This is a genomic window from Micromonospora sp. DT44 (genome assembly GCF_049841635.1).
Classification (GTDB): Bacteria; Actinomycetota; Actinomycetes; order Mycobacteriales; family Micromonosporaceae; genus Micromonospora.
The window spans coordinates 26,213-43,267 of the sequence record NZ_JBNCKS010000026.1 but is presented as its reverse complement, the minus strand read 5'-3'; the positions used below and the strand labels follow the sequence as shown (position 1 = coordinate 43,267).

Here is a 17,055-nt window from a genome sequence, read left to right as displayed (position 1 = left end):
TTCGGGGTGACCGCCACCCCAACCGCGCGGGCGCTCGGACTCCCGGTCGATCCACCCGGCGTCAGCCCGGCCGTTGAAGCCGGCCCGCCGTCACCGGGCCTCGGTCACCGTCACCGGGCCTCGGTTCTCATCACCGCGCCTCGGTCACCGTCACCGCGTTGACGCCCGCGACCAGGTCCAGGAAGATCCGGTTGGGTGAGTGGTCCCATCCCGGCGTGCTCACCAGATCTCCGGCGGCGACCCCGTTCCACCGCTGGTCGCGGACCACCACCGAGCCGGCGCCCGCGCCCGCCCGCGCCCGCCCGCACCCGCACCGGCGGCGTGCCCGGCACCCGGACGGAGAGCCGGCTGGTCCCGCCGGTCAACCGCACCGTCATGACCCCGCGATCCACGGGCGGCAGGATGAGATCGGTGCGAGCGGAGCCGCCGACAAGGTCCACTCCCAGCAGACGAGCCCGCGTCAGATCCAGCACCTGCTCACTCACCCCACCCTCCAGGCGCAGACGCCAGGCGACCCGCTCGCTGAGCAACACCCGTACGGCCCGTCCGTCGGACGCGCCGGCGGCCACCACGCCGAGCCGAACGGTCTCGCCGTCGAGCACCGGCCGTGCGGCCACACCCGTGCCGGACGGGCTGCTGATCCGGTAGAGATCGTCACCCAGGTCCGTCACCCGCAGGTCGAACGACGTCAACCCGTCGACGAGCACGAAGGTAGCCTTCTGCCGGCCCGCCAACGGCGCGGTCATCGTCTGGTCGGATGCCGCCGCGGCGTCCTGCCTCGTGTCCTGTGGACCCGTGTCGCTGTAGGTCTGACCGAGGCGGTAGGGGTCACTCACGATCACCGCGACCGCCATGACGCCGAGCACCAGCACGACGGCAGCGGCAGTCAGCAGCAGGCGGGCACCGACGGACCAGCGTCCCGACGCGACCTCCGCTTCCGGTGGCCCCGCCTCCGCGTCCGGCCCCGATCGCTGCGCGACGTCCCGGCTTTGTTGTGGCCCTGCGACGGCCGCTGATCGCGGCTCTGTCGCGGGCGGCGGTTCCGCTGCGCTGGTCTCCCGATCCCGGCTGGCCGGCTCGTACCCCGGTTGGCTCGTCGCCGCGTCGTCGGCCGGCAGGTGCGCCGCAGCCGTCCGTGCCGCCGCCGTCGTCTGCGCGGGTCGCCGATCTGCTCGGCGTGCCGCCTGATGCTCGCTGTGATTTTTGCTGCCGTCACCCACCACGGCCATGCCCTGTCCCTCCGCCGGTCCCCGCCGGAGGGTACGGACGCGACCGCCGATCGGATCACTGCGCGCCGACAACACCACTGCGCTACGTCGCCACGCGGAATCCTGGACAGCGCCCCCCATCTTGATGACTCGCGGGCATGACGCCTCTGCCGGTGGGCCCGACCCGAGGCCACCCCACGCCGCCACCCGACACCGCCCCAACGAGCGTGATGCCCCTGCGTCATCTTGATGACCCACAGGCATCACGCCTCAGGCAGTGGGCCCGCCCCGAAGCCGCCGGGGTCTGGACATGCGGCGATGGCCGGCACCCGTTGTCGGGGTGCCGGCCATCGGTGGTTCTTAGCTGTTCCAGTTGTGGGCGACCAGGTCGGTGGCCTGCTGCTCCCACTGCGCGTACGCGTCCGGGTAGGCCGAGACCTGCACGGTCTGGGCGGCGTCGGTCAGCGGCATGTCCTGCCAGCCGTCGACCTGCTTGAGGCCCTTGAGGAACGCGGTCGTGGAGTACTCGGGGTTGGTGATCTGCTCCGGCGTACCCCAACCGGAGGTCGGGCGCTGCTGGAACAGGCCCAGCGAGTCGTGGTCGTTGGCGTCGCCGAGGTGGCCCAGGTTCTCCAGCTTCGACTCCTGCAAGCTGGTGGCGATGGAGATGACCGCGGCCCGCTCGGGCAGGCCGGCCTTCTTGGTGGCGGCGATGATGGCCTTGGCGTTGGCGGTCTGCTCACCGTTGAGGTCGATGTGCGACTGGTCGCCCTGCGGCTTCGGCGCGGTGGTCTGCACCGCGACGGCGGCGGGCTTGGCGTCGACCGGGTTGGCGTGGGCGGCGATCGGGCCGGCGAAGACGCCACCGGCGAACGCGAGACCAGCAACGGACAGCATGCTCTTGCGGAAGATCGTGTTCATGAGGGGTTGCTCCTTCGGGGGTAGGAAACACCCACACCACCCGTTCGGGGGGATCGGTGATGCGGGGTGTCAGCACCTCGTCCGGGCGCTCAAAAGTCTGGGGGGCGGCCTGCGAGCGGGGGGCTCGTGGCGGCCGGTCCGTGTGTAACGACCCGGCGGCCGGGGCCATTCCCGCAGGCGGGCGGCTCGGCCGTGGTCCTGCGATCGTCAGGGTGTGTAACGACCCGCGGCCCGTCACGATTCCGGCCCACGGGTGGAGCCGGTCACCACAGGGAGCGCAACACCGGACATACCGCCCACGCGCGGCTATCCGACCGGATGATCGACTCGACATCGTCGAAGTCGGGGTGTCCGGGACCGGTTGACAGCGCGGTATCGGTGAACTCGTGTCGATCACGACACCGCGCCACCACCGGCGGCAGGACGGCGGGCCTTACTCCCCCAGGCGAGATCGGACCTTGTTCGCACATGACTCCAGAACGGTCTGCGCGTCGAGTCCCAGGCTCTCGATCGCCACCAGTGCGGTGAACACCACGTCGGCCAGTTCGGCTGCCACGTCCTCGCGCGTGTGGGTGACACCCTTGCGCGGATTCTGCCCAAGCAGACCGATCCAGGCGGCGGACGCCTCGCCCGCCTCCTCGGTCAGCTTGAGGATGCGGCAGGTCAGTTCCGTCTCCCCGGTGCCGTTCGCGGTGTCCAGCCAGCTCCGCGCAGCCCGGGCCGCCGCCCAGATCGAGTCGTCCACGACGACAGTCAACCGCATCGGACCGGACCAGCCGACGATCGGCACCCACGGCGCCGCGACCCAGCGCCACCGGGCTCCTTCGGAGCCTGACCGTTCGGTCAGCGTAGCCATTGACTCCGGTCGACGGCGGTCCTAGGTTCAGGGCGCTACCGGCCGGTAGGCAACCGTCCCGCCTGGTCGCCCCGCAGGCGACATCCGTCCGATGGGGAGCATCGATGCTGTCCGTACCCGTTCGCACCCTGCGCCGCCTGGTCGCCGCCACCGCGACACTGACCCTGGCCGTCGGGCTGATCGGCCCCGCACCCACCGCCGCCGCAGCACCCACCGCCGCCGCAGCAGCAGGCGCCGCAGCGGATCGCGGCTCCGACGGCGACCAGCCGCCGCCCGGCTACACCTTCCAGAACCCCCCCCTGACGCCGCTGACGGTGGCGGGTAAACCGGCGACGGTACGTCAGGGCGTGCACCGGCACGCCGCGTACATCATCGAGGTTCCCGCCCGGTGGAACGGCGACCTGGTGCTGTGGGCGCACGGCTACCGGGGTCAGGGCACGGTGCTCTCGCCGGAGCCGCCGGGCTTCGAGCTGCGCCAACGGATGCTGTCCCAGGGGTACGCGTGGGCGTCGTCGTCGTACGACCGCAACGGCTTCGACATCCGCTCCGGAGTGCTGGGCACGAAGGATCTCGCGGACCACTTCGCCCGGACGGTGCGCCGGCCGCACCGCACGTATCTCGCCGGGGTGTCGATGGGCGGGTACGTCATCGGTCGCTCGCTGGAGCAGTATCCCGGCTACTACGACGGCGCCCTGCCCATGTGCGGTGTGCTCGGCGACCAGACGCTGCTCGACTTCTACCTGGACTACAACCTGGTCGCGCAGGCGCTCGCCGGGGTGCCGGCCTACCCCACGCCGGCCGACTACCTGAGCAACGCGGTGCCGCGCATCCAGGCGACGCTGGGCCTCGCGGGGCTCACGCCGACCGGCCCGGACACGACCACCGAGCGGGGCAAGCAGTTGCGGGCCGTGACGGTGGACCGTTCGGGCGGGCCGCGTCCCGGCACTGACGCCGCGTTCGCGGTGTGGAAGGACTTCCTCTTCTCGATCATGGTGACCGACGGCGGCGACTCCCCCGCCCAGCGGCCCGGACAGCTCGCCACCAACCTGCTCACCCGCTACCGCCCGAACAGTCCGGTCGACCTGAACTCGACCGTGCGGCGGGTCGCGCCGGAAAACGCCCGGCAGCGGCTCCTGCCGACGCTGACGGAGGTGCCGCGCATCGCCGGCCGGCCCAGCGCGCCGGTGGTCAGCCTGCACGACCTCGGCGACCTGTTCGTACCGTTCAGCATGGAGCAGGCGTACGCCACCGACGTGGCACGGCACGGTCGTAGCCGGCTCGTGGTGCAGCGGGCCATCCGGGCCGCGCAGCACTGCGAGTTCAGCCCGGCCGAGGCCGGGACCGCTTGGGACGACCTGGTGTCCTGGGTACGCACCGGCAAGCGCCCGGCCGGCGACACCGTGACCGATCCGGCGGTGGTGGCCCGACCCGACTACGGCTGCCGGTTCAGCGACCGGAAGGCGTACGCCGCCGGGGATGGCACCCGCCGCCTCTACGCCCCCTGCTGACGAAAGACCGGCCGGCCCCCGTGACGGGAGCCGGCCGGTGTGTTCAGGATGCGGTCACCAGAGCTGCTGGACGATGTCCGCCGCCTGCTCCTCCCACTGCGCGTACGCGTACGGGAAGGCGGAGACCTGCACGGTCTGCGCGGCGGTGGTCAGCGGCAGGTCCTGCCAACCGCCGACGTTCTTGAGCGCGTCGAAGAACGCCGTGGCGGCGTACTCCGGGTCGATGATCTGCTCGGGCGAACCCCAACCGGACGACGGACGCTGCTGGAACAGGCCCTGCGAGTCGTGGTCGTTGTACGCGCCGAGGTGGCCGAGGTTGTAGAGCTTCGACTCCTGCAACGACGTGGCGACACCGATCACCGCGCCACGGTCGCCGACACCGGTCTTCTTCGCCGCGTCGACGATCGACCGGGCGTTGTCGAGCTGCGCCTTGTCGAGCGGGATGCGCGACTGCGCGCCCTCGATGCCGTGCGGGATCAGTTCGTCCCGGCTCGGCTTGCCGGCCGGCGGCTTGCCGGTGGCGGAGCCGGTGGTCAGGCCGGATTCGACGGGCTGCTCCTGGTGCTGCACCCCGGTCGAGGCCTTGCCGGTGGCGAGGTCGATGGCGGCGACGGCGCCCTGGTGCGGCCCGGAGGTGACCGGGGCGGCGGTCGCGGTCGGCGCGAGCGCCAGACCACCGAGGGCGGCCACACCCACCACACTGAGCGCGGTCTTGCGGTACGAGTCCTTGGCGATGGCGGGGAGCCATCGAGTGAAGTCCGGCTTCACGATGGTTCCTTTCGATCGTGCGGAGCGCTCCGGGGTGAACGCCCCTCGGGAGGGACCGCGGGAAAGGGGTTTGGGCTCCGGCGGTACGGGGGACACAACCGGGTTGACGAGTCGGTCATTCCGGAAATGCCGGAGTCACCCCGAGCTGGGGACCCGGTCACTCCCGGGAATTCGGATGGCCGGCCGGACCCGGGTGACGGGTGGGCGGAACCGGACCAACGACGCAGACGGGTCAGCCCGGATGGGCCACGCCGAACCGGACGAGCACGTGCCAGAGCTGCTTGAGGTGCTGAAGGGTGTCGGCCAGCACGAAGCCGGGGTGCCAGCGCAGCGGGAAACCGTACCGACCCGCGAGACATTCCAACTGCTCGCCGGTGGCGGTGCCGACGAAGGACGGGTCCGCCACCAGCTCCTCGACGTCGGACGCGAGGTCGAGGGTGCCGTGGACCTGGGCCTCCACGTAGTCGTCGAGCGCCCGGCCGACGGTTCCCGGCGCGCGCGGGCCGTCGAGCAGCGTCCGCGTCAGGGAGGCGACGTCCGTCTCGGCGCGGCCGAGGCACACGCCGGTGCGGGCCACCTCGGCCAGGAGTCCGGCGAGGACCGCCTCGAAGGCGTCGGCCGTTCCCACCACCCCGGGGCCGAGGTAGCTGTCGCCGAGGCAGAAGGTCGCCCGCGCCAGCACCGCCGGGCGCAGTCGCAGATGGCAGGAGCCGAAGCGGGGGCAGGCGCCGTCGGCGTGGTCGAGCAGGTTCAACCCGCCGTAGATCGGGCGGTCCGCCGGGGTCACCCCGGTCTGTTGGTACGCGCCGCCGAACATCCGCCGCTCCCAACGGTCGCGGTCGCCACCGGGGTACGCGGTGAGGCCACCGGCGGAGATCCCCGTGACGAACTGACTGCGGTACACCCCGTCCTCGGCGAGCGCGGTCGCGACGGCACGCCCGTCGGCGCACAGTCGATCCGGGTGGAAGTTGACGGTGATCCGGCCGCGCTCGACGGCGGCGAGCAACCGCTGTGCCGGCTCGTCGACAGCGGCGGCGGCGAGGTGGCGGGCGATCGTGGCGAGCGCCGCCGGCCGCTCGGCAACCGCCGACGAGCGCACGTACGCGAGGGCAGCCGCCTGTGCCGGCGGCAAAGACCCGGAGCGCGGCCCATCGCGCTCCGCCGTCGCCGTCATGGCGTGTCCAGCTCCTCGAAGACGGTGATGTGCAGATCGGCGGGGGCGTCGAGCCGCGCGTTGAGGGACCGCCACGGCGTCAGCGTCGGCGGCGCGACCTCGCTCGCACCGGCGGCGACCAGCCGGGCCGTGGTCGCGGCGGTGTCGTCCACCTCGAAGGCCACCCGGATGCGCGGGGCGACCTGACGGCCCACCTCGACCTCGTCGATCAGGCGCTTCTGCGCCGGGTTGGCGATCTCCAACGTGGCCCGGCCGGCGTCCAGGATCACCACCCGCGCGTCCCCGTCGCTGGTGAACTCGGCCTCCACGGGCAGGCCGAGCGCGTCCCGGAAGAACGCCACTGCGGCCTCGTGGTCGGCTGCCTCCACGACGAGACGTAGCTGACGGACGACGGGTACGGGGTGTTCGGCGGCCATGCGCCGGATCGTAACGCCTACGCCGACCCGGACACTGTCCCGAAGGGAGCGGGTGCTGGGCGCGGCCGACGAACGCTGAGGCGTCCGCCGGCCGCTCGGGTCAGTGCCCCCGGGCCAGCCACTCCGGCAGGTGCGGGGCCTCCGCGCCGATGGTGGTGTCGTCGCCGTGGCCGGTGTGCACGACAGTGTCCGGTGGCAGGGTCAACAGCCGGGTACGGATCGACTCGACGATGGTGTCGAAGTTGCTGTACGACCGCCCGGTCGCGCCCGGCCCGCCCTGGAACAGGGTGTCGCCGGTGAACACCGCGCCCAGGCCCGGTGCGTGGAAGCTGCACGCGCCGGGACTGTGCCCCGGGGTGTGCAGCACCTCCAGGGCCGTGCCGGCCACCTTGACGATCTGCCCGTCGTGCAGTTCGCCGTGCGGCGGCAGATGGGGGTGGACCAGGTCCCAGAGCACCCGGTCGTCGGCGTGCAGCAGGATCGGCGCGCCGGTGGCCTCGGCCAGTTCGGGAGCGACCCGTACGTGGTCGTCGTGCGCGTGGGTGGCGAGGATGGCCCGCACCCGGCGCTCGCCCACCAGCGCGAGGATCGCGGCCACGTCGTGCGGCGCGTCGAGGACGACGCACTCGTCGTCGTCGCCGATCACCCACACGTTGTTGTCCACTTCGAAGGTCTGCCCGTCGAGCGAGAACGTGCCGGCGGTGACCGCGTGGTCGACCCGGACGGTCATCAGAACACCACCACCGAACGCAGCACGTCGCCGTGGTGCATCCGCTCGAACGCGTTCTCGACCTGGTCGAGGGCGATCTCCTCGGTGACGAAGGCGTCCAGGTCGAGACGGCCCTGGAGGTACAGCTCGGTGAGCATCGGGAAGTCCCGGCTGGGCAGGCAGTCGCCGTACCAGCTGGACTTGAGCGCGCCGCCGCGCCCGAAGACGTCCAGCAGTGGCAGCTCGATCCGCATCTGCGGGGTCGGTACGCCGACCAGCACGACGGTGCCGGCGAGGTCCCGGGCGTAGAACGCCTGCTTCCAGGTCTCCGGTCGGCCCACCGCGTCGATGACCACGTCGGCGCCGAAACCGCCGGTGGCGGCGCGGATCGCCTCGACCGGGTCGACGTCGGAGGCGTTCACGGTGTGCGTGGCGCCGAACTTCCTCGCCCAGTCCAGCTTGCGACTGTCGGTGTCCACGGCCACGATCGTCGTGGCGCCGGCGAGGGCCGCGCCGGCCACCGCCGCGTCCCCGACGCCGCCGCAGCCGATGACCGCGACCGAGTCGCCGCGGGTCACGTTGCCGGTGTTCATGGCCGCGCCCACGCCGGCCATCACACCGCAGCCGAGCAGGCCCACCGCGGCCGGCCGCGCCGCCGGGTCCACCTTCGTGCACTGGCCGGCGTGCACCAGGGTCTTCTCGGCGAACGCGCCGATGCCCAGCGCCGGGGCAAGTTCCGTGCCGTCGGTGAGGGTTATCCGCTGGGTGGCGTTGTGGGTGTTGAAGCAGTACCAGGGCCGGCCGCGACGGCAGGCCCGGCAGTCGCCGCAGACCGCCCGCCAGTTGAGCACCACGAAGTCGCCCGGGGCCACGTCGGTGACGCCCTCCCCCACCTGTTCGACGATGCCGGCCGCCTCGTGGCCGAGCAGGAACGGGTAGTCGTCGTTGATGCCGCCCTCGCGGTAGTGCAGGTCGGTGTGGCAGACGCCGCAGGACTGGACCCGGACGATCGCCTCACCGGGGCCGGGGTCGGGCACCACGATGGTGGTGACCTCGACCGGTGCGCCCTTGCTGCGGGAGATGACTCCCCGGACTTCCTGGCTCACTGCGCCTCCTGGTGGTGGTCGGTGGCGGGACCCGGGGCCGGGCGGTGAAGCGGGCTCGGCGGTGGGCCCCGGGCGAACCTACCTCGATCACCACGGCCGGCCCAGTCGGCCGGGGGGCGGGTTATCGCGGGTCACGCGGGGTACGCGGGCCACGATTCGGACCACGGCCACCGGGAGTGATCATGAAAATCGCGCACCTGCCGCTGCGGGCCAGCATCGGCGCGTACTTCCTCGACTCAGGTCTCGGCAAGCGCAATCTGGAGGGCGAGGCCGCGCAGGCCATGCACGGGATGGCGGTGGCGGCGATGCCGCAGCTCGGCCAACTGGACCCACCCCGGTTCGCCAAGCTGCTGTCGTACTCGGAGATCGCTCTCGGGGCGGCGCTGCTCGCGCCGTTCGTGCCGACGCCCCTGGTGGGGCTCGGCCTGACCGCGTTCGGCGCGGGTCTCGTGCAGCTCTATCTGAAGACGCCGGGGATGCGCCGGCAGGGCAGCATCCGACCGACGCAGCAGGGCGCCGGGCTGGCCAAGGACGTGTGGCTGGTCGGCGCCGGCCTGACGCTCGTGCTGGAAGGGCTGACCCACCGCCGTCGGCGCGGCTGATCAGGCGGAACCGGGCCGCCGGCACCCGTTATCGTGTGCCCGACCCCGACGGTCGGCCTGAGGAGCTGCGGTGACCCACAGTCGTTCGGTGCGGCCGTTCTACCGGCCCATGCGGCCTCGTCGCCGGGACGAGCCACACCGCGCGGCCACTCCGCTGGAGCTCTTCTTCGACCTGTGTTTCGTGGTGGCCGTGGCGCAGGCGGCGTCCGCGCTGCACCACGACGTCGCCGAAGGGCACCTCGACCACGCGTTGCGCAGCTACCTGATGGTGTTCTTCGCGATCTGGTGGTCGTGGATGAACTTCACCTGGTTCGCCTCGGCGTACGACACCGACGACGACGTCTACCGGATCACCACACTGGTGCAGATCACCGGGGCGTTGATCCTGGCGGCCGGGGTGCCGCGCGCGTTCGCCGAGGGCGACTTCACCGTCATCACCTACGGGTACGTGGTCATGCGGCTGGCCGCCGTCGTGCAGTGGAGCCGGGCCGCCGCCGGCGATCCGGCGCACCGGGCCGCGGCGCGCAGGTACGCGATCGGCGTGGCCGTCGTGCAGCTCGGCTGGCTGCTGCGGCTGGCGCTGCCCGACGACTGGGGCATCGTCACGTTCCTGCTGCTGGCGCTCGCCGACCTGCTCGTTCCGGCGGTGGCCGAGCGGCCGGGCATGACGCCCTGGCACCCCGGGCACATCGGCGAGCGGTACGGACTGTTCACGCTGATCGTGCTCGGCGAGGCGGTGCTGGCGATCTCGGTGGCGATCCAGACCGGCCTGGACGCGGGCGAGCACGGTCTCTGGGCGCTCGCGGCGGTCGGCGCGGTCATCGTGTACGCGCTCTGGTGGCTCTACTTCGACCGCCCGGTCGAGGCGCCCGACCGGCTGCCGTACTCCCTGATCTGGGGCTACGGCCACTACCTCATCTTCGCCGCGATCGCCGCCGTCGGCGCCGGCCTGCCCGTGGTGGTGGACCACGAGCGGCACCTCGCGCACGTGTCCGGAACGACCGCCGCGTACGCGGTGGCCGTACCGTTGGCCGTCTTCCTGCTCACCGTCTGGGTGCTGCACGTCCGCCGCCAACAGCACGGCGCGGTGGTGGTCGCCTATCCGGTCGTCGCCGGGGTGGCGCTGCTCGTGCCACTCGGACCGGCCCCGGTGCCGGTGCTCGCGCTGCTGCTGGTCGCCCTCGTGGCCGTGACGGTGGTGCTGCGCAAACGTGACGCCGGGGCCGTCACGAGCCGTACGGCCTGACATCGATCTGGATCAGACATCGATCATCCGGCCTGCCGGCGCGCGGGACGGCCCGAAAATGGGCAGAATTGCGGGATGTTACGCCGCCGATGGTTGCTGGCCGACCAACTCGGGCCACATTTCCTCGACGACCCCGATCAACCGGTCCTCCTGGTCGAGATCCGGGAGCTGTTCCGCCGCCGCCCGATGCACCGGCAGAAGGCGCACCTGATCCTCTCCGCCCTGCGCCACCGCGCCGCCGAGCTGGGCGACCGGGCGTTGCTGCTGCGCACCGACACGTTCCGCGAGGCGCTGACACAGGTCGGCGAGCCGGTGGAGGTGTGCCACCCGCACTCCCGGGCCGCGCTGGCGTTCGCCCATTCGGTGCCCGGCCTGACCGTGCTGCCGCCGCGCGGTTTCATCACCAGCCAGTCCGACTTCGCGGGCTGGGCGGACCGCACCCGGCGCGGTCCGCTGCGGATGGCCGACTACTACCGGCAGGCCCGTCGCCGACACGACGTGCTGACCGGGCCGGCCCGGCTCCCCGCGACCGCCCCGACGCCGCGCCGCCCACGCGGTGAGGCCCCCGCCGTACCCGCCACCCCGCCGCCACCGCCGCCCATCGTCGAGGACGACATCGACGCGCAGGTCCGCCGCGACCTTGACGGGTGGGCGGCCGACGGGGTGCGGTTCGTCGGTCGGGACGGTCCCCGGCGGTACCCGGCCACGTACGACGAGGCGCAGGCCCGGTTGGCGCATTTCCTCGCGCACCGGCTGCCCGGGTTCGGCCGCTACGCCGACGTGATGAGCGCCGACGACCCGCTGTTCGCGCACTCGACGCTCTCGTCGTCGTTCAACCTGGGGCTGCTGCACCCCGAGCCGGCCGTGCGCGCCGCCGAGCAGGCGTGGCGGTCCGGTGCCGCCCCCCGTACGGCGGTGGAGCCGTTCATCCGCGGGCTGCTCGGTTGGCGGGAGTTCCTCTGGCAGTTGTACTGGTACCACGAGCCGCAGTTCCGGGGCGCGAACTGGCTGACCGCGACCGAGCCGATGCCGCAGTGGTTCGCCGACCTGGACGCCGACGCGGTGGAGGCGCGCTGTCTGGCCGACGTCCTCGCCGCCGTCCGTGACCGGGCCTGGACGCACCAGAGCCCCCGGCTGCTCGTGCTGGGCAACTACGCGTTGCAGCGCGGTTGGCGTCCCGCCGAGGTGGCGGACTGGTTCCAGCGCTGCTTCGTCGACGGCACCGACTGGGTGATGAACGCGACCGTGATCGGCATGAGCCAGTACGCCGACCTGGCCAGGGTGGACACTCGCCCGTACGCGGTGGACGGCACCGACATCGACGAGATCAGCGACTACTGCGCCGGCTGCCGGTACGCGCCGGAGCGGGCGCTCGGCGAGCTGGCCTGCCCGTACACCGGGGGTTTCGAGAGCTTCCTGCACCGCAACCGGGAGCGGTTGGTGGCCGACCCGCGACTCGCCGCCGAGCTGGACCGCCGCGACGAGCCCGAGCACCGGGAGGCGGTGCTGGCCCAGGAGGAGAAGCGCGGCGGCAGCCCGCCCTGATCAGGTGGGGTCGGCGACCGGCGGCGGGACCGGCGCGGGCCGCGCCACGCCCCGGTTCAGGCCGACCATCAGCACCCGGTGGTACGACGCCGGCATGATCCGGGCCAGCAGGTCGGGCACCTTCGCCGACCAGCCGATGAGCACTCGGCCCCGCCGTCGCTCGACGCCCCGCAGGATCACCTCGGCGGCCCGCTCCGGAGCGATCGTGAGCAGCTTCTCGAACTGCGCCCGACCGGCGGCGTACTCCTGGGCCGGCACGCCGCTGCCGACGCGGGCGTTCTCGGTGATCCGGGTCCGGATCCCGCCCGGGTGCACCGACGTCACCCCGATGCCGTCGTCGACCAGCTCGTGCCGCAGCGCCTCGGTGAGGCCCCGGACGGCGAACTTGCTCGCCGCGTACGCGACCTGCCCGGCCGGCGCGATCAGCCCGAACAGACTGGAGATGTTGACCAGGTGCGCGCCCGGTTCGGCCTTGAGCGCGGGCAGCAGCGCGTGCGTCACCTGCGCCACCGCCCGGAAGTTGATCTCGATGACCCAGCTGAACTCGTCGAACGTGACCTGGTCGAACCGACCGCCGAGGCCGACACCGGCGTTGTTCACCAGCAGCCGGATCCGCGGATGACGCTGGCCGATCTCGGCCGCCACCCGCGCGGTGGCCGCCGCGTCGGCGAGGTCCACGCGGTAGGTGTGCACGCGTCGGTCCGGGTGGGTGACGCCGATGGCGGCGACGACCGCGTCCAACCGCTCGCCGGCCCGGTCCAGGAGCACCAGGTCAGCGCCCCGGTCGGCCAGGCCGTGCGCCAGTGCTTCGCCGATGCCGCTGGCCGCGCCGGTCACCACGGCCGTCGCGCCGGCGAACTCAAACCTCCGCACGATCGGTGCTCCTTCCCTGGCGGGCGCGGCGGGAGAACCGGACGCCCTCGTCGGCGAGCCGGCCGTGCCGCATCAGCAGCACGTCGCGGACGTAGTTCTGGTGCAGCCGCCACGGCGTCCGCGCGCCCTGGCGCGGCAGGGCGGCGACACCGCGCCGCACGTACGAGGAGCGCAGGTCGATCAGCGGCACCCGCTCGTCACCGGGTGGCGGCAGGGGGGTGACGACCTGCTGGCCGGTGCGGTCCAGGTGGCGCAGCAGCCGGCAGACGTAGCCGGCGACCAGGTCGGCCTTCAGGGTCCACGACGCGTTGGTGTAGCCGATGGTCAGCGCGAAGTTCGGCACCCCGGAGAGCATCATGCCCTTGTAGGCGACGGTGCCGGCCAGGTCGACGTCGACACCGTCGACGCGCAGCGTCAGGCCACCGAGGGCGAGCAGGTTGAGCCCGGTCGCGGTCACCACGATGTCGGCGCGCACCTCGTCGCCGGAGGCCAACCGGAGGCCGTCGGCGGTGAACGTGTCGATGGTGTCGGTCACCACCGATGCCCGACGCTCCGACACGGCGGTGAAGAGATCGCCGTCGGGCACCACGCAGAGGCGCTGGTCCCACGGGTCGTACCGGGGCGAGAAGTGCCGGTCGACGTCGTACCCGACCGGCAGCAGGCGCGCCGCGGCCCGGCGCAGCAGCCGTTTCACCAGCCCCGGCGCGCGCCGGCTGAGCTGGAACGTGGCCGTGGACACCAGCACGTTCTTCCACCGCACCACCGGATACGCGACGCCCGCCGGCAGCCGACGCCGCAGGGCGTCGGCCAGCCGGTCGCGTGCGGCCAGGGCGATGACGTACGACGGTGAGCGTTGCAGCATCGTCACGTGGGCGGCCCGCCGCGCCAGGGCCGGCACCAACGTCACGGCGGTCGCGCCGCTGCCGATCACCACCACCCGCTTGCCGGCGTGGTCGAGGTCGTCCGGCCAGTGCTGCGGGTGCACCAACCGCCCGGCGTACGCGTCGACGCCCGGCAGAGTGGGCGTGTATCCCTCGTCGTATCGGTAGTAGCCGGTGCAGGCGAACAGGAACGAGCAGGTCAGCACCACCGTTTCGGCGGTGTCGGTGCGCTCGGCGTACACCGTCCAGCGGGCGGCGTCGCTGTCCCACTCGGCGCGCGTCACCCGGTGGGAGAAGCGGATGTGCCGCTGCACGTCGTACTCCCGGGCCGTTTCGCGCACGTACTCGAGGATGCTCGCGCCGTCGGCGATCGACCGCGCGTCGGTCCACGGCTTGAACGAGTAGCCGAGGGTGAACATGTCCGAGTCGGACCGGACGCCCGGGTAGCGGAACAGGTCCCAGGTGCCGCCGACGGCGTCGCGCGCCTCCAGCACCGCGTACGTCTTGTCGGGGCAGTCGCGGCGCAGGTGGCAGGCGGCGCCGACGCCGGACAGGCCGGCGCCGATGATGAGCACGTCGACGTGGTCGGAGGGCATCGCTTCCTCCATGCGGGGCGGTGAACGGACCCTAACACCGCGACCGAACGGCCGTTAACTAGCGCCGGGCCACCTGCGGGCCGGGGCGGTGGGAGGCCCGTTCGGCGTCGAGCCGGGCGAGCATCCCGTCGAAGTCGTCCGGGGAGAGCACCGGCCCGGGCTCCTTGCGCCAGCTTCCCTTGCGGGAACGCCGCTGCACCGACGACTCGAACGCGCCGTCGGTCGTCCGCACCCAGCAGGCGAGGCGCACGGAGGGCCCGCCGAGTAACCGCGCGGGACGCGCCTCGAACCCGGTCACCTCGGACCATCGGATCGTCCGCGTGCGCACGATGTGCCGCAGCCGTACGCCCTCGTCATTGACGTAGATCCCGGTCAGGTACAGGCGGGTGACCCCCGTCAACCACAACCCGACGAAGGGAAACACGGTCAACACGCCGACGTCGTCGCGCGGGTCGAGGTCGCCGCGCAGCAGCGCCAACCCGACGCCGGCCAGCACCGCCAGGCCCACCACCGATCCGAGCACCACCATGAACCCGGTGAACGCCTGCCAGAAACCCCACGGATCCACCCGCCGCCACCTGCGCACGACCCGCAGGCTAGTCCATGGACGCTCGCGTCGATTCCATGATCCAGTTCGTCTCCCAGGTGCCTTCGCCGTCGACCGAGAACGCCTGCTCCCACCGGGCTGTCGTCGCGGTGATCCCGGACCAGATGAACCGGCACCGCACCGGACGCCCCTCGTGCCGGTCGTCGGCGTAGAAGCGGCCGACCCCGTCGACGAAACGACCCACCACCGGCGGCTGCTCCAACTCGCCGCGACCGCTGTTCATCCAGTAGATCGACCACTGCTCGCTCGCCGGGTCGAAGATTCTGATCGTGGCACCGGAGAAACCCCTGGTGGGAAAGGTGATCTCGTCGAAGTTGCCGCCCCCGCCGAAGAAGCTGCGCGCCACCGACACGCCGGGGAACTCGTCCCACTCGTCGCAGCCGGTCAGCCGTTCGCGGAGCCGCCGGTTGACCACGTTCCAGGTGCCCACGTAGAAGTCGAAGTCGCCCATCAGTGGCCGACCGGCCCTTCCGCTCGCGAGTCGCCCAGATAGCCGGCCAGGTCGGGGGTCTCCGGGGCCAGCAGGTGCCGGACCCAGGCGGCCCGCTCGTGCTCCAGCACCCCCAACTCCCAGACGCAGCCGACCTCGCGCCGAGCCAGCTCGACGAAGTGGGTCGGGTCGTCGTCCGGGCAGTCCAGCACCGGCTGACCGGCCACCGCGATGTGCACCTGCAACGCGTTGTCCCACACCCAGGTGTACGCCAGCAGGTAGGCGCCGGTGTCCGCGCCCCGGTGCAGCACCACCCACCCGGCGGCCGGCGTGTCGTCACGCACCGCGCGGGCCAGCAGCGCCGGCAGTACGTCGTATGCCGCCTTCTCCACCGCCGGCTCGATCGGCTGCCCCGGCTGGTCGATGTGGTAACGCTTGAGCTGCCAACCGTCCACCACGATCGGCTCCAGCGTGCGTAGATCCTTGTCGTCGAATGCCATGCCGGGACGGTAGGACCACTTCGCTGACAGCTAGTGTCAGTGGAGTGCGGGCCAGTCGACTCATTTCCGTCCTGCTGCTGCTTCAGTCGCACGGCCGGCTGACCGCCGCCCAGCTCGCCGAGCGGCTGTCCGTCTCCCCACGCACCATCTACCGCGACGTGGAGTCGCTGCACGCCGCCGGCATTCCGCTCTACGGGGAGGCCGGGCACGCCGGCGGTTACCAGCTCGTCGACGGTTGGCGGACCCGGCTGACCGGCCTGACCGCCGAGGAGGCGGAGCGGCTCTTCCTGGCCGGGCTGCCCGGCCCCGCCGACGAGTTGGGCTACGGCGACGTGGTGGCGGCGCTGCGACTCAAGCTGCACGAGGCGCTGCCGATGCCGTTGCGCGACCGGGCCAACCAGCTCCAGCAGCGCTTTCACCTGGACACACCCGGCTGGTACGCGGACGGCGACGCCTCCCCCGAGCTGGCCCGCACGGCCGAGGCCGTCTGGCGGCAGCAGCGCGTGCGGGTGCGTTACCGCGGTTGGCGGGGTGAGGTGACCCGGGTGCTGGAGCCGTACGGCCTGGTGCTCAAGGGCGGCCGGTGGTACGTGGTGGCCACGCAACCGGGCCGGTCCGAGCCGGCGACCTACCGGGTCAACCAGATCCTCGCGCTGACCTCGCTGGCTGAGGAGTTCGACCGGCCGGCCGACTTCGACCTGCCGGCCTGGTGGCGCGAGCACGTGGTGCGGTTCCGCGCCCGACTGCACCAGGACGAGGCCACCGTACGCCTGTCCCCCGCCGGCCGGGAGCGGCTGCGGGAGATCGGCAGTGATCCGGTGGTGGCCGCCGTGGACGCCAGTGCCGGTCCCGCCGACGCCCAGGGTTGGGTGACCGCCGTGCTGCCGATCGAGTCGTTGACCCACGCCCACGGCGATCTGCTGCGCCTCGGCGCCGAGGTGGAGGTGCTGACCCCGGTCGCGCTCCGCGAACTCCTGGCCGCCACGGCCGCCGGCCTGGCTGCCCTCTACGGCCCCCGGTAGGTGCCTGTCGCCTCCACAGTGGAAGATCGGCGGGACATCGACTGTCGGCCACGTGTGCCACCCTGGGACGGTCGCCAGCGGTCACCG

At 72.4% G+C, this 17,055-nt stretch carries 18 protein-coding genes; 5 read left to right on the top strand and 13 right to left on the bottom strand.

The window, feature by feature from the left end:
* Nucleotides 1-110: 110 nt before the first annotated feature.
* The 3 genes from ACLQ25_RS16765 to ACLQ25_RS16755 form a co-directional block, all read right to left on the bottom strand.
* Nucleotides 111-1,229 (bottom strand): hypothetical protein, encoded by a 1,119-nt coding sequence (locus ACLQ25_RS16765; protein WP_425731799.1) that lies wholly within the window; start codon nucleotides 1,227-1,229, stop codon nucleotides 111-113.
* A 339-nt stretch (nucleotides 1,230-1,568) separates the two neighbouring features.
* Nucleotides 1,569-2,129: a hypothetical protein gene (locus tag ACLQ25_RS16760; RefSeq protein WP_425731798.1), complete on the bottom strand. Its 561-nt coding sequence runs from the start codon at nucleotides 2,127-2,129 to the stop codon at nucleotides 1,569-1,571.
* Nucleotides 2,130-2,562: 433 nt separating this feature from the next.
* Nucleotides 2,563-2,874, bottom strand: a complete 312-nt coding sequence (locus ACLQ25_RS16755; protein ID WP_396799501.1) for a MazG-like family protein — start codon at nucleotides 2,872-2,874, stop codon at nucleotides 2,563-2,565.
* 215 nt (nucleotides 2,875-3,089) lie between these two features.
* Between ACLQ25_RS16755 and ACLQ25_RS16750 the strand changes: the two genes are divergently transcribed.
* Complete coding sequence (locus tag ACLQ25_RS16750) at nucleotides 3,090-4,493, top strand: hypothetical protein (protein WP_425731797.1); 1,404 nt, start codon at nucleotides 3,090-3,092, stop codon at nucleotides 4,491-4,493.
* A 54-nt stretch (nucleotides 4,494-4,547) separates the two neighbouring features.
* On the opposite strand, the gene ACLQ25_RS16745 is transcribed toward ACLQ25_RS16750, so the two are convergent.
* The 5 genes from ACLQ25_RS16745 to ACLQ25_RS16725 all read right to left on the bottom strand — a co-directional run bounded on the left by ACLQ25_RS16745 (nucleotide 4,548) and on the right by ACLQ25_RS16725 (nucleotide 8,666).
* Nucleotides 4,548-5,261 carry a hypothetical protein gene (locus ACLQ25_RS16745; RefSeq protein ID WP_425731796.1) on the bottom strand — a complete coding sequence of 238 codons (714 nt, stop codon included), beginning with the start codon at nucleotides 5,259-5,261 and terminating at the stop codon, nucleotides 4,548-4,550.
* A 232-nt stretch (nucleotides 5,262-5,493) separates the two neighbouring features.
* Nucleotides 5,494-6,435 (bottom strand): DUF3626 domain-containing protein, encoded by a 942-nt coding sequence (locus tag ACLQ25_RS16740; protein WP_425731795.1) that lies wholly within the window; start codon nucleotides 6,433-6,435, stop codon nucleotides 5,494-5,496.
* Complete coding sequence (locus ACLQ25_RS16735) at nucleotides 6,432-6,851, bottom strand: VOC family protein (protein ID WP_425731794.1); 420 nt, start codon at nucleotides 6,849-6,851, stop codon at nucleotides 6,432-6,434. Before ACLQ25_RS16735 ends, ACLQ25_RS16740 begins: the two co-directional genes overlap by 4 nt.
* 100 nt (nucleotides 6,852-6,951) lie before the next feature.
* On the bottom strand, nucleotides 6,952-7,581 hold the full coding sequence (locus tag ACLQ25_RS16730; protein WP_425731793.1) for an MBL fold metallo-hydrolase: 630 nt from the start codon (nucleotides 7,579-7,581) through the stop codon (nucleotides 6,952-6,954).
* Nucleotides 7,581-8,666: an S-(hydroxymethyl)mycothiol dehydrogenase gene (locus ACLQ25_RS16725; protein ID WP_425731792.1), complete on the bottom strand. Its 1,086-nt coding sequence runs from the start codon at nucleotides 8,664-8,666 to the stop codon at nucleotides 7,581-7,583. The genes ACLQ25_RS16730 and ACLQ25_RS16725 overlap by 1 nt, the downstream gene beginning before the upstream one ends.
* A gap of 182 nt (nucleotides 8,667-8,848) precedes the next feature.
* Between ACLQ25_RS16725 and ACLQ25_RS16720 the strand changes: the two genes are divergently transcribed.
* The 3 genes from ACLQ25_RS16720 to ACLQ25_RS16710 all read left to right on the top strand — a co-directional run bounded on the left by ACLQ25_RS16720 (nucleotide 8,849) and on the right by ACLQ25_RS16710 (nucleotide 12,059).
* Entirely contained in the window at nucleotides 8,849-9,268 is a 420-nt protein-coding gene (locus ACLQ25_RS16720) for a hypothetical protein (RefSeq protein ID WP_357121707.1), read from the top strand.
* A gap of 70 nt (nucleotides 9,269-9,338) precedes the next feature.
* Nucleotides 9,339-10,514 carry a low temperature requirement protein A gene (locus tag ACLQ25_RS16715; RefSeq protein ID WP_425731791.1) on the top strand — a complete coding sequence of 392 codons (1,176 nt, stop codon included), beginning with the start codon at nucleotides 9,339-9,341 and terminating at the stop codon, nucleotides 10,512-10,514.
* Nucleotides 10,515-10,589: 75 nt separating this feature from the next.
* Complete coding sequence (locus ACLQ25_RS16710; RefSeq protein ID WP_425731790.1) at nucleotides 10,590-12,059, top strand: cryptochrome/photolyase family protein; 1,470 nt, start codon at nucleotides 10,590-10,592, stop codon at nucleotides 12,057-12,059.
* Here the strand turns inward: ACLQ25_RS16710 and ACLQ25_RS16705 are convergent, their stop codons facing one another.
* Genes ACLQ25_RS16705 through ACLQ25_RS16685 form a run of 5 tightly spaced genes read right to left on the bottom strand, consistent with a single transcriptional unit; the run spans nucleotide 12,060 to nucleotide 15,946 of the window.
* Nucleotides 12,060-12,932 (bottom strand): SDR family NAD(P)-dependent oxidoreductase, encoded by an 873-nt coding sequence (locus ACLQ25_RS16705; protein ID WP_425731789.1) that lies wholly within the window; start codon nucleotides 12,930-12,932, stop codon nucleotides 12,060-12,062.
* Nucleotides 12,919-14,409 carry a flavin-containing monooxygenase gene (locus ACLQ25_RS16700; protein ID WP_425731788.1) on the bottom strand — a complete coding sequence of 497 codons (1,491 nt, stop codon included), beginning with the start codon at nucleotides 14,407-14,409 and terminating at the stop codon, nucleotides 12,919-12,921. The genes ACLQ25_RS16705 and ACLQ25_RS16700 overlap by 14 nt, the downstream gene beginning before the upstream one ends.
* 58 nt (nucleotides 14,410-14,467) lie before the next feature.
* The gene (locus tag ACLQ25_RS16695; protein ID WP_425731787.1) at nucleotides 14,468-14,995 is read right to left on the bottom strand and encodes a PH domain-containing protein; all 528 of its coding nucleotides are present in this window, start codon (nucleotides 14,993-14,995) and stop codon (nucleotides 14,468-14,470) included.
* A 10-nt stretch (nucleotides 14,996-15,005) separates the two neighbouring features.
* The gene (locus ACLQ25_RS16690; protein WP_425731786.1) at nucleotides 15,006-15,467 is read right to left on the bottom strand and encodes a hypothetical protein; all 462 of its coding nucleotides are present in this window, start codon (nucleotides 15,465-15,467) and stop codon (nucleotides 15,006-15,008) included.
* Nucleotides 15,467-15,946: a hypothetical protein gene (locus ACLQ25_RS16685; RefSeq protein WP_425731785.1), complete on the bottom strand. Its 480-nt coding sequence runs from the start codon at nucleotides 15,944-15,946 to the stop codon at nucleotides 15,467-15,469. Before ACLQ25_RS16685 ends, ACLQ25_RS16690 begins: the two co-directional genes overlap by 1 nt.
* Nucleotides 15,947-15,990: 44 nt before the next feature.
* On the opposite strand from ACLQ25_RS16685, the gene ACLQ25_RS16680 reads away from it, so the two are divergent.
* Nucleotides 15,991-16,968 carry a helix-turn-helix transcriptional regulator gene (locus ACLQ25_RS16680; RefSeq protein WP_425731784.1) on the top strand — a complete coding sequence of 326 codons (978 nt, stop codon included), beginning with the start codon at nucleotides 15,991-15,993 and terminating at the stop codon, nucleotides 16,966-16,968.
* The last annotated feature ends 87 nt before the right edge of the window (nucleotides 16,969-17,055 follow it).

Bases quoted from the DNA above. Each gene is read 5' to 3' on its own strand.
- ACLQ25_RS16760 (WP_425731798.1), bottom strand. From the start codon at position 2,129: ATGAACACGATCTTCCGCAAGAGCATGCTGTCCGTTGCTGGTCTCGCG.
- ACLQ25_RS16690 (WP_425731786.1), bottom strand. From the start codon at position 15,467: ATGGGCGACTTCGACTTCTACGTGGGCACCTGGAACGTGGTCAACCGG.
- ACLQ25_RS16720 (WP_357121707.1), top strand. From the start codon at position 8,849: ATGAAAATCGCGCACCTGCCGCTGCGGGCCAGCATCGGCGCGTACTTC.
- ACLQ25_RS16750 (WP_425731797.1), top strand. From the start codon at position 3,090: ATGCTGTCCGTACCCGTTCGCACCCTGCGCCGCCTGGTCGCCGCCACC.
- ACLQ25_RS16700 (WP_425731788.1), bottom strand. From the start codon at position 14,409: ATGCCCTCCGACCACGTCGACGTGCTCATCATCGGCGCCGGCCTGTCC.
- ACLQ25_RS16685 (WP_425731785.1), bottom strand. From the start codon at position 15,946: ATGGCATTCGACGACAAGGATCTACGCACGCTGGAGCCGATCGTGGTG.
- ACLQ25_RS16765 (WP_425731799.1), bottom strand. From the start codon at position 1,229: ATGGCCGTGGTGGGTGACGGCAGCAAAAATCACAGCGAGCATCAGGCG.
- ACLQ25_RS16710 (WP_425731790.1), top strand. From the start codon at position 10,590: ATGTTACGCCGCCGATGGTTGCTGGCCGACCAACTCGGGCCACATTTC.
- ACLQ25_RS16740 (WP_425731795.1), bottom strand. From the start codon at position 6,435: ATGACGGCGACGGCGGAGCGCGATGGGCCGCGCTCCGGGTCTTTGCCG.
- ACLQ25_RS16735 (WP_425731794.1), bottom strand. From the start codon at position 6,851: ATGGCCGCCGAACACCCCGTACCCGTCGTCCGTCAGCTACGTCTCGTC.
- ACLQ25_RS16730 (WP_425731793.1), bottom strand. From the start codon at position 7,581: ATGACCGTCCGGGTCGACCACGCGGTCACCGCCGGCACGTTCTCGCTC.